The sequence below is a fragment of the Rathayibacter rubneri genome (assembly GCF_023743255.1).
Taxonomy (GTDB): domain Bacteria; phylum Actinomycetota; class Actinomycetes; order Actinomycetales; family Microbacteriaceae; genus Rathayibacter; species Rathayibacter rubneri.
Genome location: NZ_JAMRYM010000001.1, coordinates 35,797 through 56,966, shown reverse-complemented (window position 1 = coordinate 56,966; position 21,170 = coordinate 35,797). Strand labels below are relative to the sequence as shown.

Sequence of the window (21,170 nt, the reverse complement as noted above, 5' to 3'; positions counted from 1 at the left end):
ACTCCGTGGCCCTCACCGCAGACGTCAAGGGCGAACTGGTCGCGATCGTCTCGCGCAAGAACACCGTCCGCGCCGCTGAACTGGCGACCGTCCTCCGCTTCTCCGGCGGACTGCACATCATCTCGAACCGGCTCGCCGTGGAGGTCGAGCTCGATTCGGCTCCTCTCGCGACCCGGGTCCGCCGCGACCTCGCCGAGCTCTACGGCGTCCGCAGCGAGGGGAGCATCGTCTCGGCCGGCGGCTCCCGTCGCACGACCAGCTGGCTCGTCCGCGTGGTCGAGGGCGGCGACACCCTCGCGCGCCAGACCGGCCTCCTCGACCAGCGCGGGCGTCCCGTCCGCGGCCTCCCGAACCGGCTGACCACCGGCTCCCGCGAGGAGCTGGCGGCCGTCTGGCGCGGCGCCTTCCTGGCGCAGGGGTCGCTGACCGACCCCGGGCGCTCGGCCGCGCTCGAGATCATCTGCCCCGGCAACGAGGCGGCGATGGCCATCGTCGGAGCGGCGGGTCGCCTCGGAGTGCAGGCCAAGTCGCGCGAGGTGCGCGGCGTCCACCGGGTCGTCGTCCGCGACGGCGAGAGCATCAGCGCGATGCTCACGCTCATGGGCGCGACGGCGACCGTCGCGAGCTGGGAGGAGCTGCGTCAGCGCCGCGAGGTCCGGGCGACGGCGAACCGCCTGGTCAACTTCGACGACGCCAACCTGCGCCGTTCCGCGCAGGCCGCTGTCGCCGCCTGCGCCCGGGTCGAGCGCGCGATGGAGATCCTGGGCGACGACATCCCCGAGCACCTGCGCTACGCGGGCCGGCTCCGCCTGTCGCACCGCGACGCCAGCCTCGACGAGCTCGGCCACCACGCCGACCCGCCGATGACGAAGGACGCCGTGGCGGGGCGTATCCGCCGTCTGCTCGCGATGGCCGACAAGCGCGCCTCCGAGCTCGACATCCCGGGCACCGACGCGAACCTCCCGCCGGAGCTCCAGGACCTCTGACCCGCGGATCCGCGGTCCTCCCGATCGTGCGAACGCTGAGTGTCTGCTGGTTGAACGGCGGAGGGACTCCGAGTGCGAAGGGGCCTCCTCACTAGACTGGGCACGTCGCTCAGGTCGCCTCCGGCGCCCGTTCTCCCCTCCGCGGGGAGGCGGATCGAGGCCGGTCGACCCCTCGAGATCGACGATCACGAACAGGAGATTGCGAATGGCTGACTACACGCTCGCCGAACTGCCCTACGACTACTCGGCTCTCGAGCCGAACATCAGTGGACGGATCATGGAGCTCCACCACGACAAGCACCACGCCACCTACGTGACGGGCGCCAACACCGCCCTCGCCGCGCTCCAGGACGCTCGCGACAGCGACAACCTCGCGAACGTGAACAAGCTGCAGAAGGACCTCGCGTTCAACCTCGCCGGTCACGTGAACCACACGGTCTTCTGGAACAACCTCTCGCCCGACGGAGGCGACAAGCCCGTCGGAGAACTCGCTGCGGCGATCGACGACTCGTTCGGATCCTTCGACAAGTTCCGCGCTCACTTCACCGCGTCCGCCCTCGGCATCCAGGGCTCCGGCTGGTCGATCCTCGCCTGGGACAGCCTCGGCGAGAAGCTCATCATCGAGCAGCTCTACGACCACCAGGGCAACCTGGCCGCGGCGACCGTGCCGGTGCTCCTGCTCGACATGTGGGAGCACGCCTTCTACCTCGACTACGTCAACGTGAAGGCCGACTACGTCAAGGCGTTCTGGAACATCGTGAACTGGGCGGACGTCTCCGCGCGCTTCGAGAAGGCCCGCGAGAAGACTTCGGGCCTGCTGCTACTGTCGTAGCGATGTCGGCGTCCCGGGCCCGGCCCGGGACGCCCTCACTGCGTCACCACCCTCCACTGCACCGTCCGGGTGCCCTTCCTCACCAGGAGAAATCTGTGTCCGTAAAGATCGGCATCAACGGCTTCGGCCGTATCGGCCGTAACTTCTTCCGTGCGGCCCTCGCCAAGGGCAGCGACCTCGAGATCGTCGCGGTCAACGACCTCACCGACAACAAGGCGCTCGCGCACCTCCTGAAGTACGACTCCATCACCGGCCGTCTGGACGCCACGGTGGAGCTCGACGGCGACAAGATCGTCGTCAACGGCAAGCCCATCATCGTGCTCGAGGAGCGCGACCCCGCCAACCTCCCCTGGGGCGAGCTGGGAGTCGACGTCGTCATCGAGTCGACCGGCCGTTTCACCAAGTCGGAGGACGCGCGCAAGCACATCACCGCCGGCGCCAAGAAGGTCATCGTCTCCGCTCCCGCCACCGGCAGCGACGTCGCGACCCTGGTCCTGGGCGTGAACGAGGGCACCTACGACCCCGCCACACACGACATCATCTCGAACGCGTCCTGCACCACGAACTGCCTCGCGCCGCTCGCCAAGGTGCTGCTCGACAACTTCGGCATCGAGCGCGGTCTCATGACGACGGTCCACGCGTACACCGCCGACCAGAACCTGCAGGACGGCCCGCACAGCGACCTGCGCCGCGCGCGCGCCGCCGCGGTGAACATCATCCCGACGTCGACCGGTGCCGCCAAGGCGCTCGGCCTCGTCATCCCCGAGCTCGTCGGCAAGCTCGACGGCTACGCCCTGCGCGTCCCGGTCCCGACCGGCTCGATCACCGACCTCACCGTCGAGCTCTCGAAGCCCGCCACGGTCGAGGAGATCAACGCGGCCTACAAGGCAGCAGCCGAGGGCGACCTCAAGGGCATCCTCAAGTACACCGAGGACCCGATCGTCTCGAGCGACATCGTGACCGACCCGCACTCCTCGATCTTCGACGCCGGCCTGACGAAGGTCATCGGCAGCCAGGTCAAGGTCGCCTCCTGGTACGACAACGAGTGGGGCTACTCCAACCGCCTCGTCGACGTCACCGAGTTCGTCGCCGGCAAGCTCTAAGGCCCCGAACCAGTGACGTTCCGCACTCTGGACTCGCTGGGCTCCCTCGCAGGCAAGCGCGTCGTCGTCCGCTGCGATCTGAACGTCCCCCTGAAGGACGGAACGATCACGGACGACGGCCGCGTGCGCGCGTCGGTGCCCACCCTCCAGCGGCTCGTCTCCGAGGGCGCTCGAGTCGTGGTCGTGAGCCACCTCGGGCGCCCCGACGGGGAGCCGAACCCGAAGTACAGCCTGGCTCCGGTCGCCGCGCGGCTCGGCGAGCTGCTCGACGCCCCCGTCTCCTTCGCCGAGGACACCGTCGGCGAGTCCGCAGCGGCGTCCGTCGAGGGCCTCGCCGCGGGCGAGGTCGTCGTGCTCGAGAACCTCCGGTTCAACCCGGGGGAGACGAGCAAGGACGAGACCGAGCGACGCGCCTTCGCTGAGAAGCTGGCCGCCTTCGGCGACGCCTTCGTCTCGGACGGCTTCGGCGTCGTCCACCGCAAGCAGGCCAGCGTCTACGAGCTGGCGGAGCTGCTCCCCAGCGCCGCGGGCACGCTCATCGCCGCCGAGCTCGAGGTGCTCGACCGCCTGACCGAGAAGCCGGAGCGCCCCTACACGGTCGTGCTCGGCGGCTCGAAGGTGTCGGACAAGCTCGGCGTCATCGACCACCTGCTCCCGCGGGTCGACTCGATCCTCATCGGCGGCGGCATGCTGTTCACCTTCCTCAAGGCCCAGGGCCACGAGGTCGGATCCAGCCTGCTCGAGGCCGATCAGATCGACACCGTGCTCGGCTACCTCTCGAAGGCCCAGGAGCTGGGCGTCGAGATCGTGCTGCCCACCGACGTCGTCGTGGCGTCGAAGTTCGGAGCCGACGCGGAGTACGAGACCGCTGCCGCGGACGCGATCGAGGGCACCCCGTGGGGTTCCTCCGGTCTCGGCCTCGACATCGGTCCGGACACCGCGACGCGCTTCGCCGAGATCGTCGCCGCGTCCAAGACGGTGTTCTGGAACGGTCCCATGGGCGTCTTCGAGATCGAGCCGTTCGCGGCCGGCACGAAGGCCGTCGCCCAGGCCCTCACCGAGGTCGACGGACTCAGCGTCGTCGGCGGCGGTGACTCGGCCGCCGCAGTGCGCGCCCTCGGCTTCGAGGACGAGCAGTTCGGCCACATCTCGACGGGAGGCGGAGCGAGCCTCGAATTCCTCGAGGGCAAGCGCCTCCCCGGACTGGAGGTCCTCGGATGGCAGTAGACACCCGCACCCCGCTCATCGCCGGCAACTGGAAGATGAACCTGGACCACCTCCAGGCCATCGCTTTCGTCCAGAAGCTCGCGTGGAGCCTGAAGGACGCGGATCACGACTTCGACGGCGTCGAGGTCGCGGTGTTCCCGCCCTTCACCGACCTGCGTCCGGTGCAGATCCTCGTCGACTCCGACAAGCTGCCGCTCAAGTACGGCGCGCAGGACCTGTCGAAGTTCGACAGCGGGGCCTACACCGGCGAGATCTCGGGTCAGTTCCTGAAGCAGCTCGACTGCGACTACGTGATCGTGGGCCACTCGGAGCGCCGCACGCTCCACGGCGAGACGGACGCGGACATCGCTGCGAAGACGGCTGCGGCCGTCAAGCACGGCGTCCCGCCGATCGTCTGCGTCGGGGAGACCGCCGAGGACCTCGAGAAGCACGGACCGTCCGCGGTCCCGGTCGCGCAGCTGAAGGAGGCCCTCACCGGTCTCCCCGCCGACGCCGACCTGGTCGTGGCCTACGAGCCCGTCTGGGCCATCGGCTCCGGTCAGGCCGCGACGCCCGAGCAGGCCCAGCAGGTCTGCAAGGCGCTGCGCGGCGTCGTCTCCGACATCCTCGGAGCCGAGACCGCGGCGAAGACCCGGATCCTCTACGGCGGCTCGGTGAAGTCGGGCAACATCGCCGGCTTCATGCGCGAGCCCGACGTCGACGGCGCCCTCGTCGGAGGCGCGAGCCTCCAGGTCGACGAGTTCGCCGCGATCGCGCGCTTCCGGAACCACGTCGGGGTCTGAGTTCCTGCGACAGAAGGGGCGGGCCCGTCGGGCCCGCCCCTTCTGTCGTCCACGCCGCCGGCTGTGCTTGTTTCCACGCCGCTCTTCGCGCGGCGTGGCGCGGTCGGCGGGTCGGGGTGGTTCCGTTCTGCAGAGCGTGTTGCGTCCGGCCACGACGATTCGCTGGCACGCGAATCGCCGGTTGGCCTCGCGGCGCGAGAGCCGTCGTCCGACCGACCGTCCGGACGGGGCCCATCTTCCCCCAACCCTCTTCTCCTCGATGTTCGCCTTTCTGGTCGGGGTCGGGGCGTCGCGCTCGGCGCGGGCGGAGGGGGTGGCCTCGTCGCGGCGACCGGCTCGGGTCTGGCGGGCGACCGAAGGGCGCGGGAAGGCGCTGCGACGAGGCCACCCCCTCCGCCCGTCTTCAGAGGTCGCAGCGCCGACGTATACAGCGGACAGAACACAGGGCGTCGTGATTCCGCGGAGATTCGCAGGCGCCGTTATACTCGACGGGGCGCGCAACGCGCCGGAACTTCGAAAGGTACCGCGTGGACATCCTCCAGGTCGTGCTCCAGGTCGTCCTGGGCATCACGAGCCTCCTGCTCACCATGCTGATCCTGCTCCACAAGGGGCGCGGCGGCGGACTGTCCGACATGTTCGGCGGTGGAGTCACCTCCAACCTCGGCGCCTCGGGCGTCGCGGAGCGCAACCTGAACCGCATCACCGTGATCCTCGGCCTCGTCTGGCTGGCGTGCATCGTGGTGCTCGGTCTCATCACCAAGTTCGACACCGGAGCATAGGGGTACACGGAATGGCATCAGGCGGCAGTGCAATCCGCGGTTCGCGCGTCGGCGCGGGACCCATGGGCGAGCAGGACCGGGGCTTCCACGCGGAGCGCGTGGCGGTGTCCTACTGGGACGCCCTCGGCAACGAGACGGTGCGCCACTTCTCGGCGGCCCTCCCCGAGGACGAGATCCCCGAGGTCATCGACTCCCCGCAGTCCGGTCTCCCGGCCGGTCGCGATCGCGACAACCCCCCGCAGGTCGCGAAGACCGAGCCCTACAAGACGCACCTCGCGTACGTGAAGGAGCGCCGCACCGAGGCGGAGGCGGCTCAGCTCCTCGAGGAGGCGCTGCAGCAGCTGCGCGCACGACGCGGCACCGCCACCCCCTCCTGATCCGGATCCGTCCGGAACGACGAAGGGCCCGATCCATCGGATCGGGCCCTTCGTCGTTCCACGGTGCGGGGCGTGCAGCCCGCTCCGCTCAGTAGCTCGGTGCGATGAGCGACTCCGGGACCTCGGCCGCCGCCTCCTGGTCGACGAAGAACACGGTGCGCTTGCGGCCGAAGGCGCCTGCCACCGGCACCTCGTTCGTGTTCGCGCCCGCGAGCGCGAGGCCCAGCGCCGAGGCCTTGTCGGCACCGGCGAGCACCATCCAGATCCGGTCCGACTGGTTGATCAGCGGCAGGGTCAGGGTGAGGCGCTCGGGTGGCGGCTTGGGGGAGTTGCGCACGGCGAGGACCCCCGGCTCGGCGAACCGGATCGCGGAGCGCTCGGGGAAGAGCGACGCGATGTGGCCGTCGGGCCCGACACCGAGGAACGTGATGTCGAACCGCGGGTAGTCGCGGCCCTCGGTCGCGTGAGCGCGCAGCTCGGCGTCGTACAGGGCCGCCGCCGCGTCGAGCTCGATGCCGTCGTCCGAGGCGGGCAGCGAGTGCACGTTCTCGGACGGGACGTCGAGCCGGGTGAACAGGTCGCCCGCCTGGACGTCGTTGCGGTCCTCGTGGCCGCGGGGCACCCAGCGCTCGTCCCCCCACCAGAAGTGGACCCTCGACCAGTCGACGTTGCCCGAGGCGGACGACGTCGCGATCTCGGCGAGCGTCGCCGCCCCCATCGTCCCGCCGGTCAGGATCACGTTGGCGGAGCCCAGATCGTCGAGGATGTCGATCGTCTTCGTGATGAAGCGGGCGGCGACCGACCCGGCGAGGGTCTGCTTGTCGCGGTGGACGAGCACTCGACGTTCGGTGGTCATGAGGGGTCTCCTTCGGGTTCGAATGCCGATCGGCGGATGGTCGGCTCCGTGTCAGGAAGCGCTGCGGGCGCCGGTCTGCTCCGTGAGCATGTCGACACCGCGCGAGATGACTTCACCGTACAGGTCATCCGGGTCGAGCCTGCGCAGCTCCTCGGCCAGGCAGTCGCGCAGGCTGCGGCGGGGGAGGGAGATGTCGTGCACGGGCTGGTCCGGCTGCGTCAGCGTCGCCACATTGGGGACCGAGCGCTCGAGCTCGATGGTCCCCGAGGCGCGGACCAGCTTGACGCCGTGGATGCCGCTGGAGCCGGTCGCGCTGATCGTGAGCTCGTGGTCGACGGGGATGTCGAGCTCGAGCTGGAGCCACGCGGCGAGCAGGATCGTCGACGGCGAGTCCGGCGCTCCGGACACCTCCACGGCCGTGATGGGCTCGTACGGCGGCTGGTCGAGGACGGCGGCGAGCTGGGCGCGCCACAGCGTGAGCCGCGTCCACGCGAAGTCGGTGTCGCCGGGGGCGTAGGTGGAGGCGAGGTGGTGCAGCGCCTCCGCCGGGTTCGACTGGGCCGAGGCGTCGGTGATGCGCCGCTGGGCGATGCGGCCGATGGGCGACTTCGACGCGCTCTCGGGCGCGCTGTTCGGCCACCAGGCGACGACGGGCGCGTCCGGGAGCAGGAGCCCCGTCACGAGGCTCTCCTCGTCGTTCGCGGCGTCGCCGAACGGACGGAGCACGACGACCTCGCTCGCGCCGGCGTCGCCGCCGACCCGGATCTGCGCATCGACCCGCGGCGCGGCGTTGACGGGCACGGTCGTCAGCCCGTCGTCCTTCGAGACGACGATGACGCGCATGGGGTGCTCGCGCGAGGCGTCGTTCGCCGCGTCGATCGCCTCCTCCTCGTGTCCGCGGGAGGTCGCGATGATGAGGGTGAGCACGCGGCCGAGGGCGACGGCGCCGCCCTCCTCGCGGATCTTGACGAGGGTCTTGGAGACCTCGCTGGTCGTGGTGTCGGGCAGATCGACGATCATGGACGCCTCCAGGTACGGCCGTCGCGGGCGAGGAGCTCGTCGGCGGATTCGGGGCCCCAGGTTCCGGGGCGGTACTGCTCGGGCTGGCCCTGGGTCTCCCAGAACTCCTCGATCGGGTCGAGGATCTTCCACGAGAGCTCGACCTCCTCGTGGCGGGGGAACAGCGGCGGCTCGCCCAGGAGGACGTCGAGGATCAGACGCTCGTAGGCCTCCGGGCTCGCCTCGGTGAAGGCGTGGCCGTAGCCGAAGTCCATCGTGACGTCGCGCACCTGCATCCCGGCGCCGGGCACCTTGGAGCCGAAGCGCATCGTGACGCCCTCGTCGGGCTGGACGCGGATCACGAGCGCGTTCTGACCGAGCGAGGTGGTCTGGCTCTCGGCGAACAGCTGCTGGGGCGCGCGCTTGAAGACGACCGCGATCTCGGTGACGCGGCGCCCGAGGCGCTTGCCGGCGCGGAGGTAGAACGGGACGCCGGCCCAGCGGCGCGTGCCGATGTCCAGACGCATCGCGGCGAAGGTCTCGGTCGTCGAGGTCGGGCTCATGCCGTCCTCCTCGAGGAAGCCGAGCACCTTCTCGCCGCCCTGCCAGCCACCGGCGTACTGTCCGCGCGCGGTGGCGGTGGACAGGTCCTTCGGGAGGCGGACGGCCGCGAGGACCTTCTCCTTCTCGGCGCGCAGGTCGGCGGCATCGAACGAGATCGGCTCCTCCATCGCCGTGAGGGCGAGGAGCTGGAGGAGGTGGTTCTGGATCACGTCGCGCGCGGCGCCGATGCCGTCGTAGTAGCCGGCGCGGCCGCCCACTCCGATGTCCTCGGCCATGGTGATCTGCACGTGGTCGACGTAGTTCGAGTTCCAGAGGGGCTCGTACATCATGTTGGCGAAGCGGAGAGCCAGGATGTTCTGGACGGTCTCCTTGCCGAGGTAGTGGTCGATGCGGAAGACCGAGTCCGGCGGGAAGACCGACTCGACGACCGCGTTCAGCTCACGGGCGGTGGTGAGGTCGCTGCCGAAGGGCTTCTCGATGACGACGCGGCGCCACTGGCCCTCCTTCTGCTCCGCGAGGCCCGAGCTGCGCAGCTGCTCGGTGACCTGGGGGAAGGACTTCGGCGGGATCGAGAGGTAGAACGCGAAGTTGCCCATCGTGCCGCGCTCGCGGTCGAGCTCGTCGACCACGGTCTTGAGGCGGGTGAACGCCTCGGGGTCGTCGAACTCGCCCTGCACGAAGCGGATGCCCTGGGCCAGCTGGGTCCAGACCTCCTCGTGGAACTCGGTGCGCGCGTACTTCTTGACGGAGTCGTGCACCACCTGCTCGAAGTCCTGGTCGTCCCAGTCGCGACGGGCGAAGCCGACGAGCGCGAATCCGGGGGGCAGGAGGCCGCGGTTGGCGAGGTCGTAGACCGCCGGCATCAGCTTCTTGCGCGAGAGATCGCCGGTGACGCCGAAGATCACGAGGCCGCTGGGGCCCGCGATCCGGTTCAACCGCCGGTCGAAGCTCAACCGCAGGGGGTTGAACTCGGGGGTGATGTCCACAGACATGTGCAGTGTCCTTCTGTGTGCCGGATGCTCCGGCGCACTGCTCTCGGTGACGAGGTGGGTGGGGTGCGATCACGCGCGCGCCGCCCCGCCCCGCGGGGGGACGGAGCGGCGCGCGCGGTGGATCAGGTGTTGAGCGCCTCGAAGAGTGCGACGAGGTCGGCGTCGGGATCGGTCAGCGTGACCGTCAGAACCGGACGGCCGTGCTCGGCGAGCACGCTCGCGTCGCCCGCCGCCTGGGCGAGGATCAGCTGGCCGAACGTGAACGGGCTGTCCGGGATCGCGAGATCCGTGCTCGCGCGCTCGGTGATCTGCAGGAAGACGCCGGTCGGGGCGCCGCCCTTGTGGTACTGACCGGTCGAGTGCAGGAACCGGGGTCCCCAGCCGAAGGTGACGGGACGCTGCGCCTGCGCGGCCAGGAGGTCGCGGACGCCCTCCAGCTGCGGGAGGGCGAGGCGGTCGACGTAGGCCTGGATCGCGACGTAGCCGCCCTCGCCCAGCTGGGCGAGGAGGCGGTCGACGGCCTCGGCGACGGTGGAGACGCCCTCGGTGACGACGGGGCTGCCCGTGACCTCGATGCCGGAGTCGGTGAACGCCGGTGCCTCGGGCTCGGGGCGCTTCTCGAGCAGGGCCCGGGTCGCGATCTTCGCCGACTCGACGTCGGGCTGGTCGAACGGGTTGATGCCGAGCAGCCGTCCCGCCACGGCGACCGCGTACTCCCACGTCAGCATCTGCGCTCCGAGCGAACCGGAGAGCAGGATCTCGCCCTCGTGGCGGTCGCGCGGGAACAGGTGCAGCGCGGAGGCGTCGTCGACGAGCCGGACGACCTGCACGTCGGCGAGGTCCTCCGACAGCTCGGGGGCGAGGGTCCCGAGGACGACGGGGAGGATGCCCGTGCCGTCCTTGCCGGTCGACTCGGCGATGAGCTGCTCCGCCCAGTCGGCGAAGCCCACGATGTGGGTCCCGTCGGCGACGATCGCGAGCTTGTCGCGACGCGGGCTGGTCGCCGCGATCGCCGCGCCGAGCACGAGTCCGGGGTTCTCCGGGGAGTCGACCGCGAGGCCGAGCGACGCCTCCGCCGCCTCGTCGAGGAGGGCCTCGATGTCGGCGCCGGCGAGGCCGGAGGGGACGAGCCCGAACGCGGAGAGCGCCGAGAAGCGTCCGCCGATGTTCGGGTCGGCGTTGAAGACGCGGTAGCCCGCCTCGCGGGAGGACCGGTCCAGCGGCGAACCGGGGTCGGTCACGATCACGATGCGCTCGAGCGGGTCGATGCCCGCGTCGGCGAACGCCTTCTCGTAGGCCTTCTTCTGGCTCGCGGTCTCGACGGTCGACCCGGACTTCGACGAGATCACGACCGCGGTCGAGGCGAGGCGGTCGTTCAGCGCCGCGAGCACCTGACCGGGGGCGGTCGAATCGAGGACGGTCAGCTCGACGCCGGCGGTCCGGGTGATCACCTCGGGCGCGAGGGACGAGCCGCCCATGCCGCCCAGGACGATGTGGTCGATGCCCTTCGCCGCGAACTCCTCGCGCAGGGCGAGGATCTCGGGGATGAGCGGACGGGAGACGGTGGTCGACTCGGTCCAGCCGAGGCGCTTGGCCGACTCCTCCTCCGCGGCGGCTCCCCAGAAGGTGGGGACCTGCGCGGTGATGCCCGAGGCGACCTCGTCGGCGACGAGGTCGGGCACGACGCGGTCGACGGCCTTCTCGGCGTCTCCGCTGACGTGGATCTGGATCGACATGATCAGGCCTGCGCCTTCGCGCCCTCGAGGGCGGTGGTGACGGTGTCGAGCAGCTCGTTCCAGGACACGATGAACTTCTCGACGCCCTCCTTCTCGAGCAGCTCCGTGACCTCGGCGTACGAGACGCCCTGAGCGGCGACGGCGTCGAGGACGGCGTTCGCATCGGCGTAGGAGCCGGTGACGGTGTCGCCGGTGATCACGCCGTGGTCGAAGGTCGCCTCAAGGGTCTTCTCGGGCATCGTGTTGACGACGCCCGCCGCGACGAGCTCGGTCACGTAGAGGGTGTCGGGGAGCTCGGTCGACTTCACGCCGGTCGAGGCCCAGAGGGGACGCTGGCGGTTGGCGCCGGACTCCTGGAGCAGGAGCGCGCGCTCCGTGGCGAACGCCTCGACGAAGACCTCGTAGGCGAGCTGGGCGTTCGCGACGCCCGACTTGCTCTTGAGGGCTTTCGCCTCGTCGGTGCCGACCGCGTCGAGGCGCTTGTCGATCTCGGTGTCGACGCGCGACACGAAGAACGAGGCGACGGAGTGGATCGTCGACAGGTCGATGCCGGCGTCCTTGGCCTTCTCGAGCCCGGCGAGGTAGGCGTTGATGACCGCGCGGTAGCGGGCGAGGGAGAAGATCAGGGTGACGTTCACGGAGATGCCGGAGCCGATGACCTCGGTGATCGCCTCGAGGCCCTCGACCGTCGCGGGGATCTTGATCATCGCGTTCGGGCGGTCGACCTTGGCCCAGAGGGCCTTGGCCTGCTCGATGGTGCCCTGGGCGTCGTGGGCGAGGCCCGGCTCGACCTCGATCGAGACGCGGCCGTCGTAGCCGTTGCTCGCGTCGTAGATCGGGCGGAAGACGTCCGACGCGGCGGCCACGTCGTCGGTGGTGATCTCGAAGACCGCGTCGGTCACGGAGGTGCCGGAAGCGGCCAGCTCGCGGACCTGCGCGTCGTAGGACTCGCCGTTCGCGAGGGCGGCGGCGAAGATCGTGGGGTTCGTCGTCACTCCGACGACGTTCTTCTCGTCGATGAGCTTCTGGAGCCCGCCGGAGGAGATCCGGGTGCGGGAGAGGTCGTCGAGCCAGATGCTGACGCCGGCGGCGGAAAGGTCTGCGGTGGGGGTGTTCTCGGTCATGTCTCTTCTTCTCTTCTTCGTTCGGAGGTGATGCGGGGGAGGAGCCGGAGCCCCGACGGCGAAGGCCGCGTCCGTGGGGACGCGGCCTTCGGCTCAGGAGGCTGCGAGCGACTCCTTGGCGGCGGCGAGTGCCGCCTCCGTGGTGATCCCGAACTCGCGGAACAGGGTCTTGTAGTCGGCCGAGGCGCCGAAGTGCTCGATCGAGACCGAGCGGCCGGCGTCGCCGACGTACTTCTGCCAGCCCAGGCTCAGGCCGGCCTCGATGGAGACGCGGGCCTTCACCGACGCGGGGAGCACCTTCTCGCGGTACTCGGCGTCCTGCTCCTCGAACCACTCGAGCGACGGAGCCGAGACGACGCGGGCGTTGACGCCCTCGCCCTTCAGCTTCTCGCGCGTCTCGACGGCGATCTGGAGCTCGGAGCCGGTCGCGATGAGGATCACGTCGGGCGTGCCGCCGGGAGCCTCGGCCAGGATGTACGCGCCCTTCGCGACGTTCGAGGCGTGCGCGAAGGTCTCGCCCTCGGCGTCGCCCTCGCCGCGCTCGAACACCGGGATGTTCTGGCGGGTCAGCGCGAGGCCCGCGGGGCCCTCGCGGCGCTCGAGGATCGTCTTCCAGGCGTAGGACACCTCGTTGGCGTCGCCGGGGCGGACGATGTCGAGTCCCGGGATCGCGCGGAGGGAGGCCAGCTGCTCGACCGGCTGGTGCGTCGGGCCGTCCTCGCCCAGGGCCACGGAGTCGTGGGTCCAGACGTAGATCGCCGGCGCCTTCATGAGCGCGGCGAGACGGACCGCCGGACGCATGTAGTCGGAGAAGATCAGGAAGGTGCCGCCGAACGGGCGCGTGTTGCCGTGCAGCACGATGCCGTTGAGGATCGAGCCCATGGCGTGCTCGCGGATGCCGAAGTGCAGCACGCGGCCGCCCTTCTTGCCGGTCCACTCGTGCGTCGAGAACTCGGACGGCACGAAGGAGCCCGCTCCCTCGATGGTGGTGTTGTTCGACTCCGCGAGGTCGGCGGACCCGCCCCACAGCTCGGGGACGACGCCGGCGAGGGCGTTGATGACCTTGCCGGACGCGGCGCGGGTCGAGACCTCCTTGCCGGGCTCGAACACGGGCAGCGCGTCGTCGACGCCCTCGGGGAGGTCGCCGCTGAGCACGCGGTCGAGCAGGACCTTCTTCTCGGGGTTGGCCGCGGCCCACGCGTCGAACTGCTCGGTCCACTCGGCGTGCTGCGCCTGACCGCGCTCGACGGCCTTGCGGGTGTGCTCGATGACCTCGTCGGCCACGTCGAAGGTCTTCTCGGGGTCGAAGCCGAGCACCTCCTTGAGGCCCCGGAGCTCGTCGGCGCCGAGGGCGGAGCCGTGGATCTTGCCGGTGTTCTGCTTCTTCGGCGAGGGCCAGCCGATGATCGTGCGCAGGATGATGAGCGACGGCTTGTCGGTCTCGCCCTTCGCGGCCTCGATCGCGGCGTGGAGCTCGGCGACGTCCTCGTGGTACTCGCCGGTCTTCTTCCAGTCGACGACCTGGACCTGCCAGTCGTACGCCTCGTAGCGCGCCTTGACGTCCTCGGTGAAGGCGATGTTGGTGTCGTCCTCGATCGAGATCTGGTTGGAGTCGTAGATCACGACGAGGTTGCCGAGCTGCTGGTGGCCGGCCAGCGAGGAGGCCTCGCTGGTGACGCCCTCCTGCAGGTCGCCGTCGCCCGCGATGACGTAGACGAAGTGGTCGAACGGCGAGGTGCCGGCGGCGGCCTCGGGGTCGAACAGATCGCGCTCGAAGCGCGAGGCGTAGGCGAAGCCGACGGCCGAGGCGAGACCCTGGCCCAGCGGCCCGGTCGTGATCTCGACGCCGTCGGTGTGGCCGTACTCGGGGTGGCCGGGGGTCTTCGACCCCCAGGTGCGCAGCGCCTTCAGGTCGTCGAGCTCGAGACCGTAGCCGCCCAGGTAGAACTGGACGTACTGGGTCAGCGACGAGTGGCCGACCGACAGGATGAAGCGGTCGCGGCCGATCCACGTGCTGTCGGAGGGGTCGCGGCGCATGACCTTCTGGAAGAGCAGGTACGCGGCCGGGGCGAGGCTCATGGCGGTCCCGGGATGGCCGTTGCCGACCTTCTCCACGGCATCCGCGGCGAGGACCCTCGCCGTGTCGACTGCCTTCTCGTCAATGGATTCCCATTGCAGTTCTGACACTTGGTACTGACCCTTCTCGAGACGTGGGGCAGACGCAGACCGTCCGTCCTCTCGCATGGTGGAGCACGCCGCGCGACGACTTCGGCACGATGCTCCGGCGACGACCCTCTGGGCCTCGACACGACCGATCGGTCGGGCGGGCTCGGGTGCGTGCCGGGCGCTCTGGCGAGCAGTCCCGAGTATACGGAGGGGGGTGTCCTCGCGACCGGGGGTTGCGGGGTCGCATATGTAGGGAGTCGTTTGGGCAAGCGTGCATGCCGGGGGAGCGCTGCGACGGACTCGACGAACGGGGCCCGTGCACAGGGCGGGCGCATTACACTCGTTCGGGATTGTCGAACGTTAGAGGAGCAATGGACGTAGCCGTAGAGACCACCGCGATCGAGCGGGGCGAGCCGTCCAGAGCGGCCCTCTCGCGCAAGGTGAGGGCCTACGTGGCCCTGACGAAGCCTCGCGTGATCGAGCTCCTCCTCGTGGTGACGGCGCCGACGATGATCCTCGCCCAGGGCGGGATCCCGGATCTCCTGCTCGTCCTCAACGTCCTCATCGGCGGCGCCCTGAGCGCCGGCTCGGCGGGCGCGTTCAACTGCTACTTCGACCGCGACATCGACCGCATCATGAACCGGACGAAGAACCGTCCGCTCGTGACGGGCGAGATCTCGGATCGCGCGGCGCTGGTCTTCGCGACGACGATCGGCGTGCTCTCGATCGTCTGGCTCGGCCTGACCGCCAATTGGCTCGCGGCCGGACTCTCGCTCGCGGCGATCCTCATCTACGTCGTCTTCTACACGCTGTTCCTCAAGCGCCGCACTCCGCAGAACATCGTCTGGGGCGGGATCGCCGGCTGCATGCCCGTGCTCATCGGGTGGGCCGCCGTCACGAACTCGCTCGACTGGGCGCCGGTGATCCTCTTCACGGTCATCTTCCTGTGGACCCCGCCGCACTACTGGCCCCTGTCGATGAAGTACCGCGACGACTACCAGGCGGCCGGAGTGCCGATGCTGGCCGTGGTGCGCGGACGCACCATCGTCGGACTGCAGGTGATCCTGTACGCCTGGGCGACCGTGGCGTGCTCGCTGCTGCTGATCCCCGTGGCCGGGATGGGCGTCGTCTACACGGTCGTCGCCCTGGCGAGCGGTGTCTGGTTCATCGCCGAGACCCACCGCCTGTACAGCCTCGCGATCCGTCACGAGCACGTCTCTCCGATGCGGGTCTTCCACGGCTCGATCGGGTACCTCACGCTGCTGTTCCTCGCCGTCGGCGTCGACCCCCTGCTGCCGTTCTGATGGTGACGCCCTTCTCGTTCCTCGCCGAGCGGGTCACCCTGTCTCCCCGCGCGCTGCGCTGGGGCACCACCGCCGCTCTCGTGGCGAGCATCCTCATCATCTTCTTCGGGGGAGTGGTGCGCCTCACCGGCTCCGGGCTCGGCTGCCCGACCTGGCCCGCCTGCGACGCCGGGTCGCTCACGTCGACGCCCGAGCTCGGGATCCACGGCTTCATCGAGTTCACCAATCGCGCGTTCACCGGAGTACTGATCGTGGCGGTCGGGTGGGCCATCACGGCCGCACGGCTGCAGAGCCCCCGGGACCGCACGATGACGCGACTGGCCTGGTCGCAGTTCTGGCTGGTGGTCGCGAACGCTCTGGCGGGGGGCGCCACGGTGCACTCGGGGCTCAACCCGTACATCGTCGCCGGGCACTTCGTGCTGGCGATCGCCCTGCTCACGACGACCTCGCTCACCTGGCATCGGGCGCACCGCTCGCAGTCGACGGCGTTCGAGCCCGACGCCCTCACCCGCTCGGTGAGCATCGCGCTGGTGGCGGTCACCCTCCTCGTGATCCTGGTGGGCACCCTCGTCACCGGGACAGGCCCGCACGCCGGCGACTCCGCCGAGGTGCCGCGCATGCGGTTCCACTGGGAGAGCGTGACCCTCGTGCACGGCGTCCTCGGAACGGCCTCGCTCGTCCTCGGCATCGCGCTGCTGGCGCTCCTGCGCCGCGCGCCGGGATCGGAGCTCGCGCGCCGTCGGGTGACGACCTACATCGTGGTCGTGGTGCTGCAGGCCCTCGTCGGAGTCGCGCAGTCGCTCCTCGCGCTGCCCGAGGCGCTCGTCGCGGTCCACCTGCTCGGATCCGCCCTGGTCTGGGTCGGCACGGTCCGGGTGCTCCTGGACGTGAATCCCCGTCTCTTCACCGTGCGAGCGCAGCGCCGCCGTGCCGCGGAGGAGCTCCAGCCCGTCGGCTGAGACCCCGGCCGGCGCGCTCAGCGACCGGGCCGATCGCTGCGCACGTGCCTCCGGAGCCGGAGGAGGGCCATCGGCAGCGCCGTGGGCGCCAGCTCGAGCGCGAGCAGCGCTCCGAGACGGGCGAGGACGTCGGCCTGCGCGGGCGGGAGTCCTCGCCGGGCGACGGCCAGGAGCAGGCGGGCGGGGAGCGGGATCGGATCGTCGTTCGACATGCCGAGACCTCATCACGGACCACCGACACCCGTATGGTCACCGCGGTCTGGTGGCGCGGGACGTCGTACCCGGCCGACACCCAGGTGCGCGGGTTCCCATCCCGGCGCTCCTCTGTAGAATGAGTAGTTGGTTCAGGCACGACGTGAGACCCCGGCATCCGCGCGGACACGGCGCCGTGCGGGACCACCGGCCCGATGACGCGCCGCAGCACTTCCTTAGGACATCTCAGGCACGCACATCAACCGCCCCCGCGCATCACCACGATCGCGACCAGCCGGAATGTGCTCCGGGTCGCCCCACGGGGAATGACTCCGGAACCCGACCGGTTAGCAGTGGGTAGGAAACGAGGTACACATGTCAGACATCCTGATCGACCGCCCCGAGCTCGAGAGCCTCGGCGTCTACGAGTTCGGCTGGGCCGACTCCGACTCCGCAGGCGCGTCCGCGCGCCGCGGGATCTCCCCCGAGGTCGTCTCCGACATCTCCGCGCTCAAGAACGAGCCCGCCTGGATGCGCGATCGCCGCATGAAGGCGCTGAAGCTCTTCGAGCGCAAGCCCATGCCGACGTGGGGTGCCGATCTGTCGGACATCGACTTCGACAACATCAAGTACTTCGTCCGCTCCACGGAGAAGCAGGCGCAGACCTGGGACGACCTCCCCGACGACATCAAGAACACGTACGAGAAGCTCGGCATCCCGGAGGCGGAGCGCCAGCGCCTCGTCGGCGGCGTCGCCGCGCAGTACGAGTCCGAGGTCGTCTACCACCAGATCCGCGAGGACCTGGAGGAGCAGGGCGTCATCTTCATGGACACCGACACCGCCCTGCGCGAGCACCCCGAGATCTTCGAGGAGTACTTCGGCACGGTCATCCCCGCGGGCGACAACAAGTTCGCGGCGCTGAACACCGCGGTCTGGTCCGGCGGCTCGTTCGTCTACGTCCCCAAGGGCGTGCACGTCGACATCCCGCTGCAGGCCTACTTCCGGATCAACACCGAGAACATGGGCCAGTTCGAGCGGACGCTGATCATCGCCGACGAGGACAGCTACGTCCACTACATCGAGGGCTGCACGGCTCCGATCTACAAGTCGGACTCGCTGCACTCGGCCGTCGTCGAGATCATCGTCAAGAAGAACGCCCGCGTGCGGTACACGACGATCCAGAACTGGTCGAACAACGTCTACAACCTCGTCACCAAGCGCGCGATCGCGCACGAGGGCGCGACCATGGAGTGGATCGACGGCAACATCGGCTCGAAGGTCACGATGAAGTACCCGTCGATCTTCCTGGTCGGCGAGCACGCCAAGGGCGAGACCCTCTCCGTCGCGTTCGCGGGCCCCGGCCAGCACCAGGACGCCGGCGCGAAGATGGTCCACATGGCGCCGTACACGCAGTCGTCGATCGTCTCCAAGTCCATCGCCCGCGGCGGCGGACGCGCGGGCTACCGCGGCGAGGTGCGAGTGGACGCCAACGCGCACCACTCCGCCAACACCGTGCGCTGCGACGCCCTGCTGGTCGACACCATCTCGCGGTCGGACACCTACCCGGCGATCGACATCCGCGTGGACGACGTCCAGCTCGGCCACGAGGCCACCGTGTCGAAGGTCAGCGAGGAGCAGCTCTTCTACCTGATGTCGCGAGGCCTGCCCGAGGACGAGGCCATGGCCATGATCGTCCGCGGCTTCATCGAGCCGATCGCGCGCGAGCTGCCCATGGAGTACGCACTCGAGCTCAACAAGCTCATCGAGATGGGGATGGAGGGCAGCGTCGGTTGACGCCCGCCTCCCCCCTCGAAGGGGCGCCCGAACGGGGCGCCCCGCACCCACCGAAAGGAACCACCGCCTGATGACGGTCCCCACGAGCGCCGCGACCCCCGAGATCGACGGCGCTGCCGCTGCCGAGCGCCTGGGCATCAGCGCCCACTCCGACGGGGCCTTCACGCCCGTGCAGACCCGGTCGGAGCGCTTCGCATCGGCTGACGTCGACGCCTTCGAGGCCGTCACCGGACGCGAGATCGCCTGGAAGCTGACGCCCGTCGCACGGCTCGCCGACCTCATCGACGGAGCCCTCGACGGCTCCCCGACCGCGTTCGAGCACACCGCGGTGGACGGCGTGGACGTCTCGTGGGTCGGCCGCGACGACCAGCGGATCGGCACCGCCGGACTCCCCGAGGACCGCGCCGCGGCCAACGCCTGGTCGAGCTTCGAGCAGGCCCTCTCCGTGCGCGTCACGGGCGAGGACGAGAAGGTCGCGACCCTGGTCCGCTCGGGTCTCGGCTCCGCTCCCCGCGCCGCGCACACGATCATCGAGGCGGCGCCCTACGCCCGTGCGGTCGTCGTCCTGCAGAACGAGGGCGCGGCGACGCTCGCCGAGAACGTCGAGATTCTGGTCGGCGAGGGTGCGCAGCTCACCGTCGTCACGGTGCAGGAGTGGGACGACGAGGCGCGCCACCTGGCGAACCACTTCATCCGCGTCGGTCGAGACGCGAAGCTCAAGCACATCGTCGTCACCCTCGGCGGCTCGATCGTGCGCGTGAACCCCTCGGCGCACCTCGTCGAGCGCGGCGCCGACGGCGAGCTCTTCGGCCTCTACTTCGCCGACGGCGGGCAGCACCTCGAACAGCAGGTGTACGTCGATCACGACGCTCCCGACACCCGGAGCCGCGTGACCTACAAGGGCGCGCTGCAGGGTCAGGGCGCGCGCACCGTCTGGATCGGCGACGTGCTCATCCGCAACAGCGCGACCGGCACCGACAGCTACGAGCAGAACCGCAACCTGGTCCTGTCCGACGGCACCCGTGCGGACTCCATCCCGAACCTCGAGATCGAGACGGGCGACATCGCCGGAGCGGGCCACGCGTCGGCGACCGGCCGCTTCGACGACGAGCAGCTCTTCTACCTGCAGTCCCGCGGCATCCGCGAGGACGAGGCGCGACGCCTCGTCGTCCGCGGCTTCCTGAGCGAGATCGTCCAGCAGATCAAGGTCGCCGAGCTCGAGGACCGCCTCCAGCTCGCGATCGAGGCCGAGCTCGCCGGCAGCGCCGGCCAGACGGGCTCCTCGCACGCTGCGGCGGTGACCGCATGAGCAACGCCGCGATGATCTGCTCCGTCTCGGAGCTCATCCCGAACCAGGCCATGCGCGTCGAGGTCGACGGGGTCGCGATCGCCGTCGTTCAGGACTCGGCCGGCGAGATCCACGCCATCGGCGACACCTGCACGCACGGCGAGATATCGCTGTCCGAGGGCTTCGTCGAGGGCGACAGTCTCGAGTGCTGGGCGCACGGGTCCCAGTTCTCGCTCCGCACCGGGACGCCTCTGAACCTGCCGGCCTACGAGCCGGTCCCCGTCTTCGTCGTCGAGATCATCGACGGCGACGTCTACATCGACCCGACCGTCACGAAGGAAGTCTGAATGTCCGTTCTCCAGATCAGCGATCTCCACGTCAGTGTCGAGACCGAGCAGGGGACCAAGCAGATCCTCCGCGGTGTCGACCTCACCATCAACCAGGGTGAGATCCACGCGATCATGGGCCCGAACGGGTCCGGCAAGTCCACCCTCGCGTACACGATCGCAGGGCACCCCAAGTACCACGTCGACGGCGGCTCCATCACGCTCGACGGCGTCGAGGTCCTCGACATGTCCGTCGACGAGCGTGCCCGCGCCGGCCTCTTCCTCGCGATGCAGTACCCGGTCGAGATCCCGGGAGTGACCAACACCAACTTCCTCCGCACCGCCAAGACCGCGATCGCGGGCGAGGCGCCGGCGATCCGCACCTGGACCAAGGACGTCAAGGCGGCCATGGGCAACCTGCGGATGGACCCGTCCTTCGCGGCGCGCAACGTCAACGAGGGCTTCTCGGGCGGCGAGAAGAAGCGCAACGAGATCCTCCAGCTGGAGCTGCTCGCCCCGCAGTTCGCCGTCCTGGACGAGACCGACTCCGGACTCGACGTCGACGCGCTCAAGATCGTGTCGGAGGGCGTGAACCGCGCCCACTCGACCACCGGGCTCGGCGTGCTGCTGATCACGCACTACACGCGGATCCTCCGCTACATCCAGCCCGACTTCGTGCACGTCTTCGTCGCCGGCCGCGTCGCCGAGCAGGGCGGCAAGGAGCTCGCGACGCGACTCGAGGACGAGGGCTACGACCGCTTCCTCACGACGGCGACGGCCTGAC

Annotated in this window: 20 protein-coding genes; 13 read left to right on the top strand and 7 right to left on the bottom strand. The window is 69.8% G+C overall.

The annotated features are described in order from the left end of the window. Window positions 1–5: 5 nt before the first annotated feature. The 7 genes from whiA (at window position 6) to NB037_RS00230 (ending at window position 6,086) form a co-directional block, all read left to right on the top strand. A complete protein-coding gene (whiA, locus tag NB037_RS00260) occupies window positions 6–986 on the top strand; it encodes a DNA-binding protein WhiA (protein WP_207402622.1) in 981 nt (326 codons plus the stop codon). Between the two features lie 205 nt (window positions 987–1,191). After that, window positions 1,192–1,818, top strand: coding sequence for a superoxide dismutase (locus NB037_RS00255; RefSeq protein ID WP_077223065.1), 627 nt, complete (start codon window positions 1,192–1,194; stop codon window positions 1,816–1,818). 95 nt (window positions 1,819–1,913) lie between these two features. Beyond that, entirely contained in the window at window positions 1,914–2,921 is a 1,008-nt protein-coding gene (gene gap / locus NB037_RS00250; protein ID WP_107575247.1) for a type I glyceraldehyde-3-phosphate dehydrogenase, read from the top strand. Between the two features lie 12 nt (window positions 2,922–2,933). Continuing rightward, window positions 2,934–4,148, top strand: coding sequence for a phosphoglycerate kinase (locus NB037_RS00245; protein WP_251942537.1), 1,215 nt, complete (start codon window positions 2,934–2,936; stop codon window positions 4,146–4,148). Further along, a complete protein-coding gene (gene tpiA, locus NB037_RS00240) occupies window positions 4,139–4,930 on the top strand; it encodes a triose-phosphate isomerase (protein WP_251942536.1) in 792 nt (263 codons plus the stop codon). The genes NB037_RS00245 and tpiA overlap by 10 nt, the downstream gene beginning before the upstream one ends. Window positions 4,931–5,457: 527 nt before the next feature. Then, window positions 5,458–5,709: a preprotein translocase subunit SecG gene (secG, locus tag NB037_RS00235; protein WP_123733087.1), complete on the top strand. Its 252-nt coding sequence runs from the start codon at window positions 5,458–5,460 to the stop codon at window positions 5,707–5,709. A gap of 11 nt (window positions 5,710–5,720) precedes the next feature. Then, window positions 5,721–6,086, top strand: coding sequence for an RNA polymerase-binding protein RbpA (locus NB037_RS00230; protein ID WP_207402618.1), 366 nt, complete (start codon window positions 5,721–5,723; stop codon window positions 6,084–6,086). Between the two features lie 88 nt (window positions 6,087–6,174). Here NB037_RS00230 and pgl read toward each other — a convergent pair whose 3' ends face one another. The 6 genes from pgl to tkt all read right to left on the bottom strand — a co-directional run bounded on the left by pgl (window position 6,175) and on the right by tkt (window position 14,544). Then, window positions 6,175–6,942 carry a 6-phosphogluconolactonase gene (gene pgl / locus NB037_RS00225; RefSeq protein ID WP_251942534.1) on the bottom strand — a complete coding sequence of 256 codons (768 nt, stop codon included), beginning with the start codon at window positions 6,940–6,942 and terminating at the stop codon, window positions 6,175–6,177. A 51-nt stretch (window positions 6,943–6,993) separates the two neighbouring features. After that, window positions 6,994–7,962 (bottom strand): glucose-6-phosphate dehydrogenase assembly protein OpcA, encoded by a 969-nt coding sequence (locus NB037_RS00220; protein WP_251942532.1) that lies wholly within the window; start codon window positions 7,960–7,962, stop codon window positions 6,994–6,996. Next, window positions 7,959–9,497, bottom strand: coding sequence for a glucose-6-phosphate dehydrogenase (gene zwf, locus NB037_RS00215; RefSeq protein ID WP_251942530.1), 1,539 nt, complete (start codon window positions 9,495–9,497; stop codon window positions 7,959–7,961). Before zwf ends, NB037_RS00220 begins: the two co-directional genes overlap by 4 nt. Window positions 9,498–9,619: 122 nt before the next feature. Beyond that, window positions 9,620–11,233 carry a phosphoglucose isomerase-related protein gene (locus tag NB037_RS00210; RefSeq protein ID WP_251942528.1) on the bottom strand — a complete coding sequence of 538 codons (1,614 nt, stop codon included), beginning with the start codon at window positions 11,231–11,233 and terminating at the stop codon, window positions 9,620–9,622. A gap of 2 nt (window positions 11,234–11,235) precedes the next feature. Next, on the bottom strand, window positions 11,236–12,357 hold the full coding sequence (gene tal / locus NB037_RS00205; RefSeq protein ID WP_207402613.1) for a transaldolase: 1,122 nt from the start codon (window positions 12,355–12,357) through the stop codon (window positions 11,236–11,238). Between the two features lie 93 nt (window positions 12,358–12,450). Further along, window positions 12,451–14,544 (bottom strand): transketolase, encoded by a 2,094-nt coding sequence (tkt, locus tag NB037_RS00200; protein WP_251942526.1) that lies wholly within the window; start codon window positions 14,542–14,544, stop codon window positions 12,451–12,453. Window positions 14,545–14,894: 350 nt separating this feature from the next. Between tkt and NB037_RS00195 the strand changes: the two genes are divergently transcribed. Further along, a complete protein-coding gene (locus NB037_RS00195) occupies window positions 14,895–15,827 on the top strand; it encodes a heme o synthase (RefSeq protein ID WP_251942524.1) in 933 nt (310 codons plus the stop codon). After that, window positions 15,827–16,786, top strand: coding sequence for a COX15/CtaA family protein (locus NB037_RS00190; RefSeq protein WP_251942522.1), 960 nt, complete (start codon window positions 15,827–15,829; stop codon window positions 16,784–16,786). Before NB037_RS00195 ends, NB037_RS00190 begins: the two co-directional genes overlap by 1 nt. 17 nt (window positions 16,787–16,803) lie before the next feature. Here the strand turns inward: NB037_RS00190 and NB037_RS00185 are convergent, their stop codons facing one another. Further along, on the bottom strand, window positions 16,804–16,998 hold the full coding sequence (locus tag NB037_RS00185) for a hypothetical protein (RefSeq protein WP_251942520.1): 195 nt from the start codon (window positions 16,996–16,998) through the stop codon (window positions 16,804–16,806). A gap of 355 nt (window positions 16,999–17,353) precedes the next feature. On the opposite strand from NB037_RS00185, the gene sufB reads away from it, so the two are divergent. From sufB to sufC, 4 genes are all read left to right on the top strand, one after another. Next, a complete protein-coding gene (sufB, locus tag NB037_RS00180) occupies window positions 17,354–18,772 on the top strand; it encodes a Fe-S cluster assembly protein SufB (protein WP_207402608.1) in 1,419 nt (472 codons plus the stop codon). A gap of 70 nt (window positions 18,773–18,842) precedes the next feature. Continuing rightward, on the top strand, window positions 18,843–20,081 hold the full coding sequence (gene sufD, locus NB037_RS00175) for a Fe-S cluster assembly protein SufD (RefSeq protein ID WP_251942518.1): 1,239 nt from the start codon (window positions 18,843–18,845) through the stop codon (window positions 20,079–20,081). Further along, on the top strand, window positions 20,078–20,407 hold the full coding sequence (locus tag NB037_RS00170; RefSeq protein WP_077222834.1) for a non-heme iron oxygenase ferredoxin subunit: 330 nt from the start codon (window positions 20,078–20,080) through the stop codon (window positions 20,405–20,407). The genes sufD and NB037_RS00170 overlap by 4 nt, the downstream gene beginning before the upstream one ends. Further along, the gene (gene sufC / locus NB037_RS00165; protein WP_251942516.1) at window positions 20,408–21,169 is read left to right on the top strand and encodes a Fe-S cluster assembly ATPase SufC; all 762 of its coding nucleotides are present in this window, start codon (window positions 20,408–20,410) and stop codon (window positions 21,167–21,169) included. The last annotated feature ends 1 nt before the right edge of the window (window position 21,170 follow it).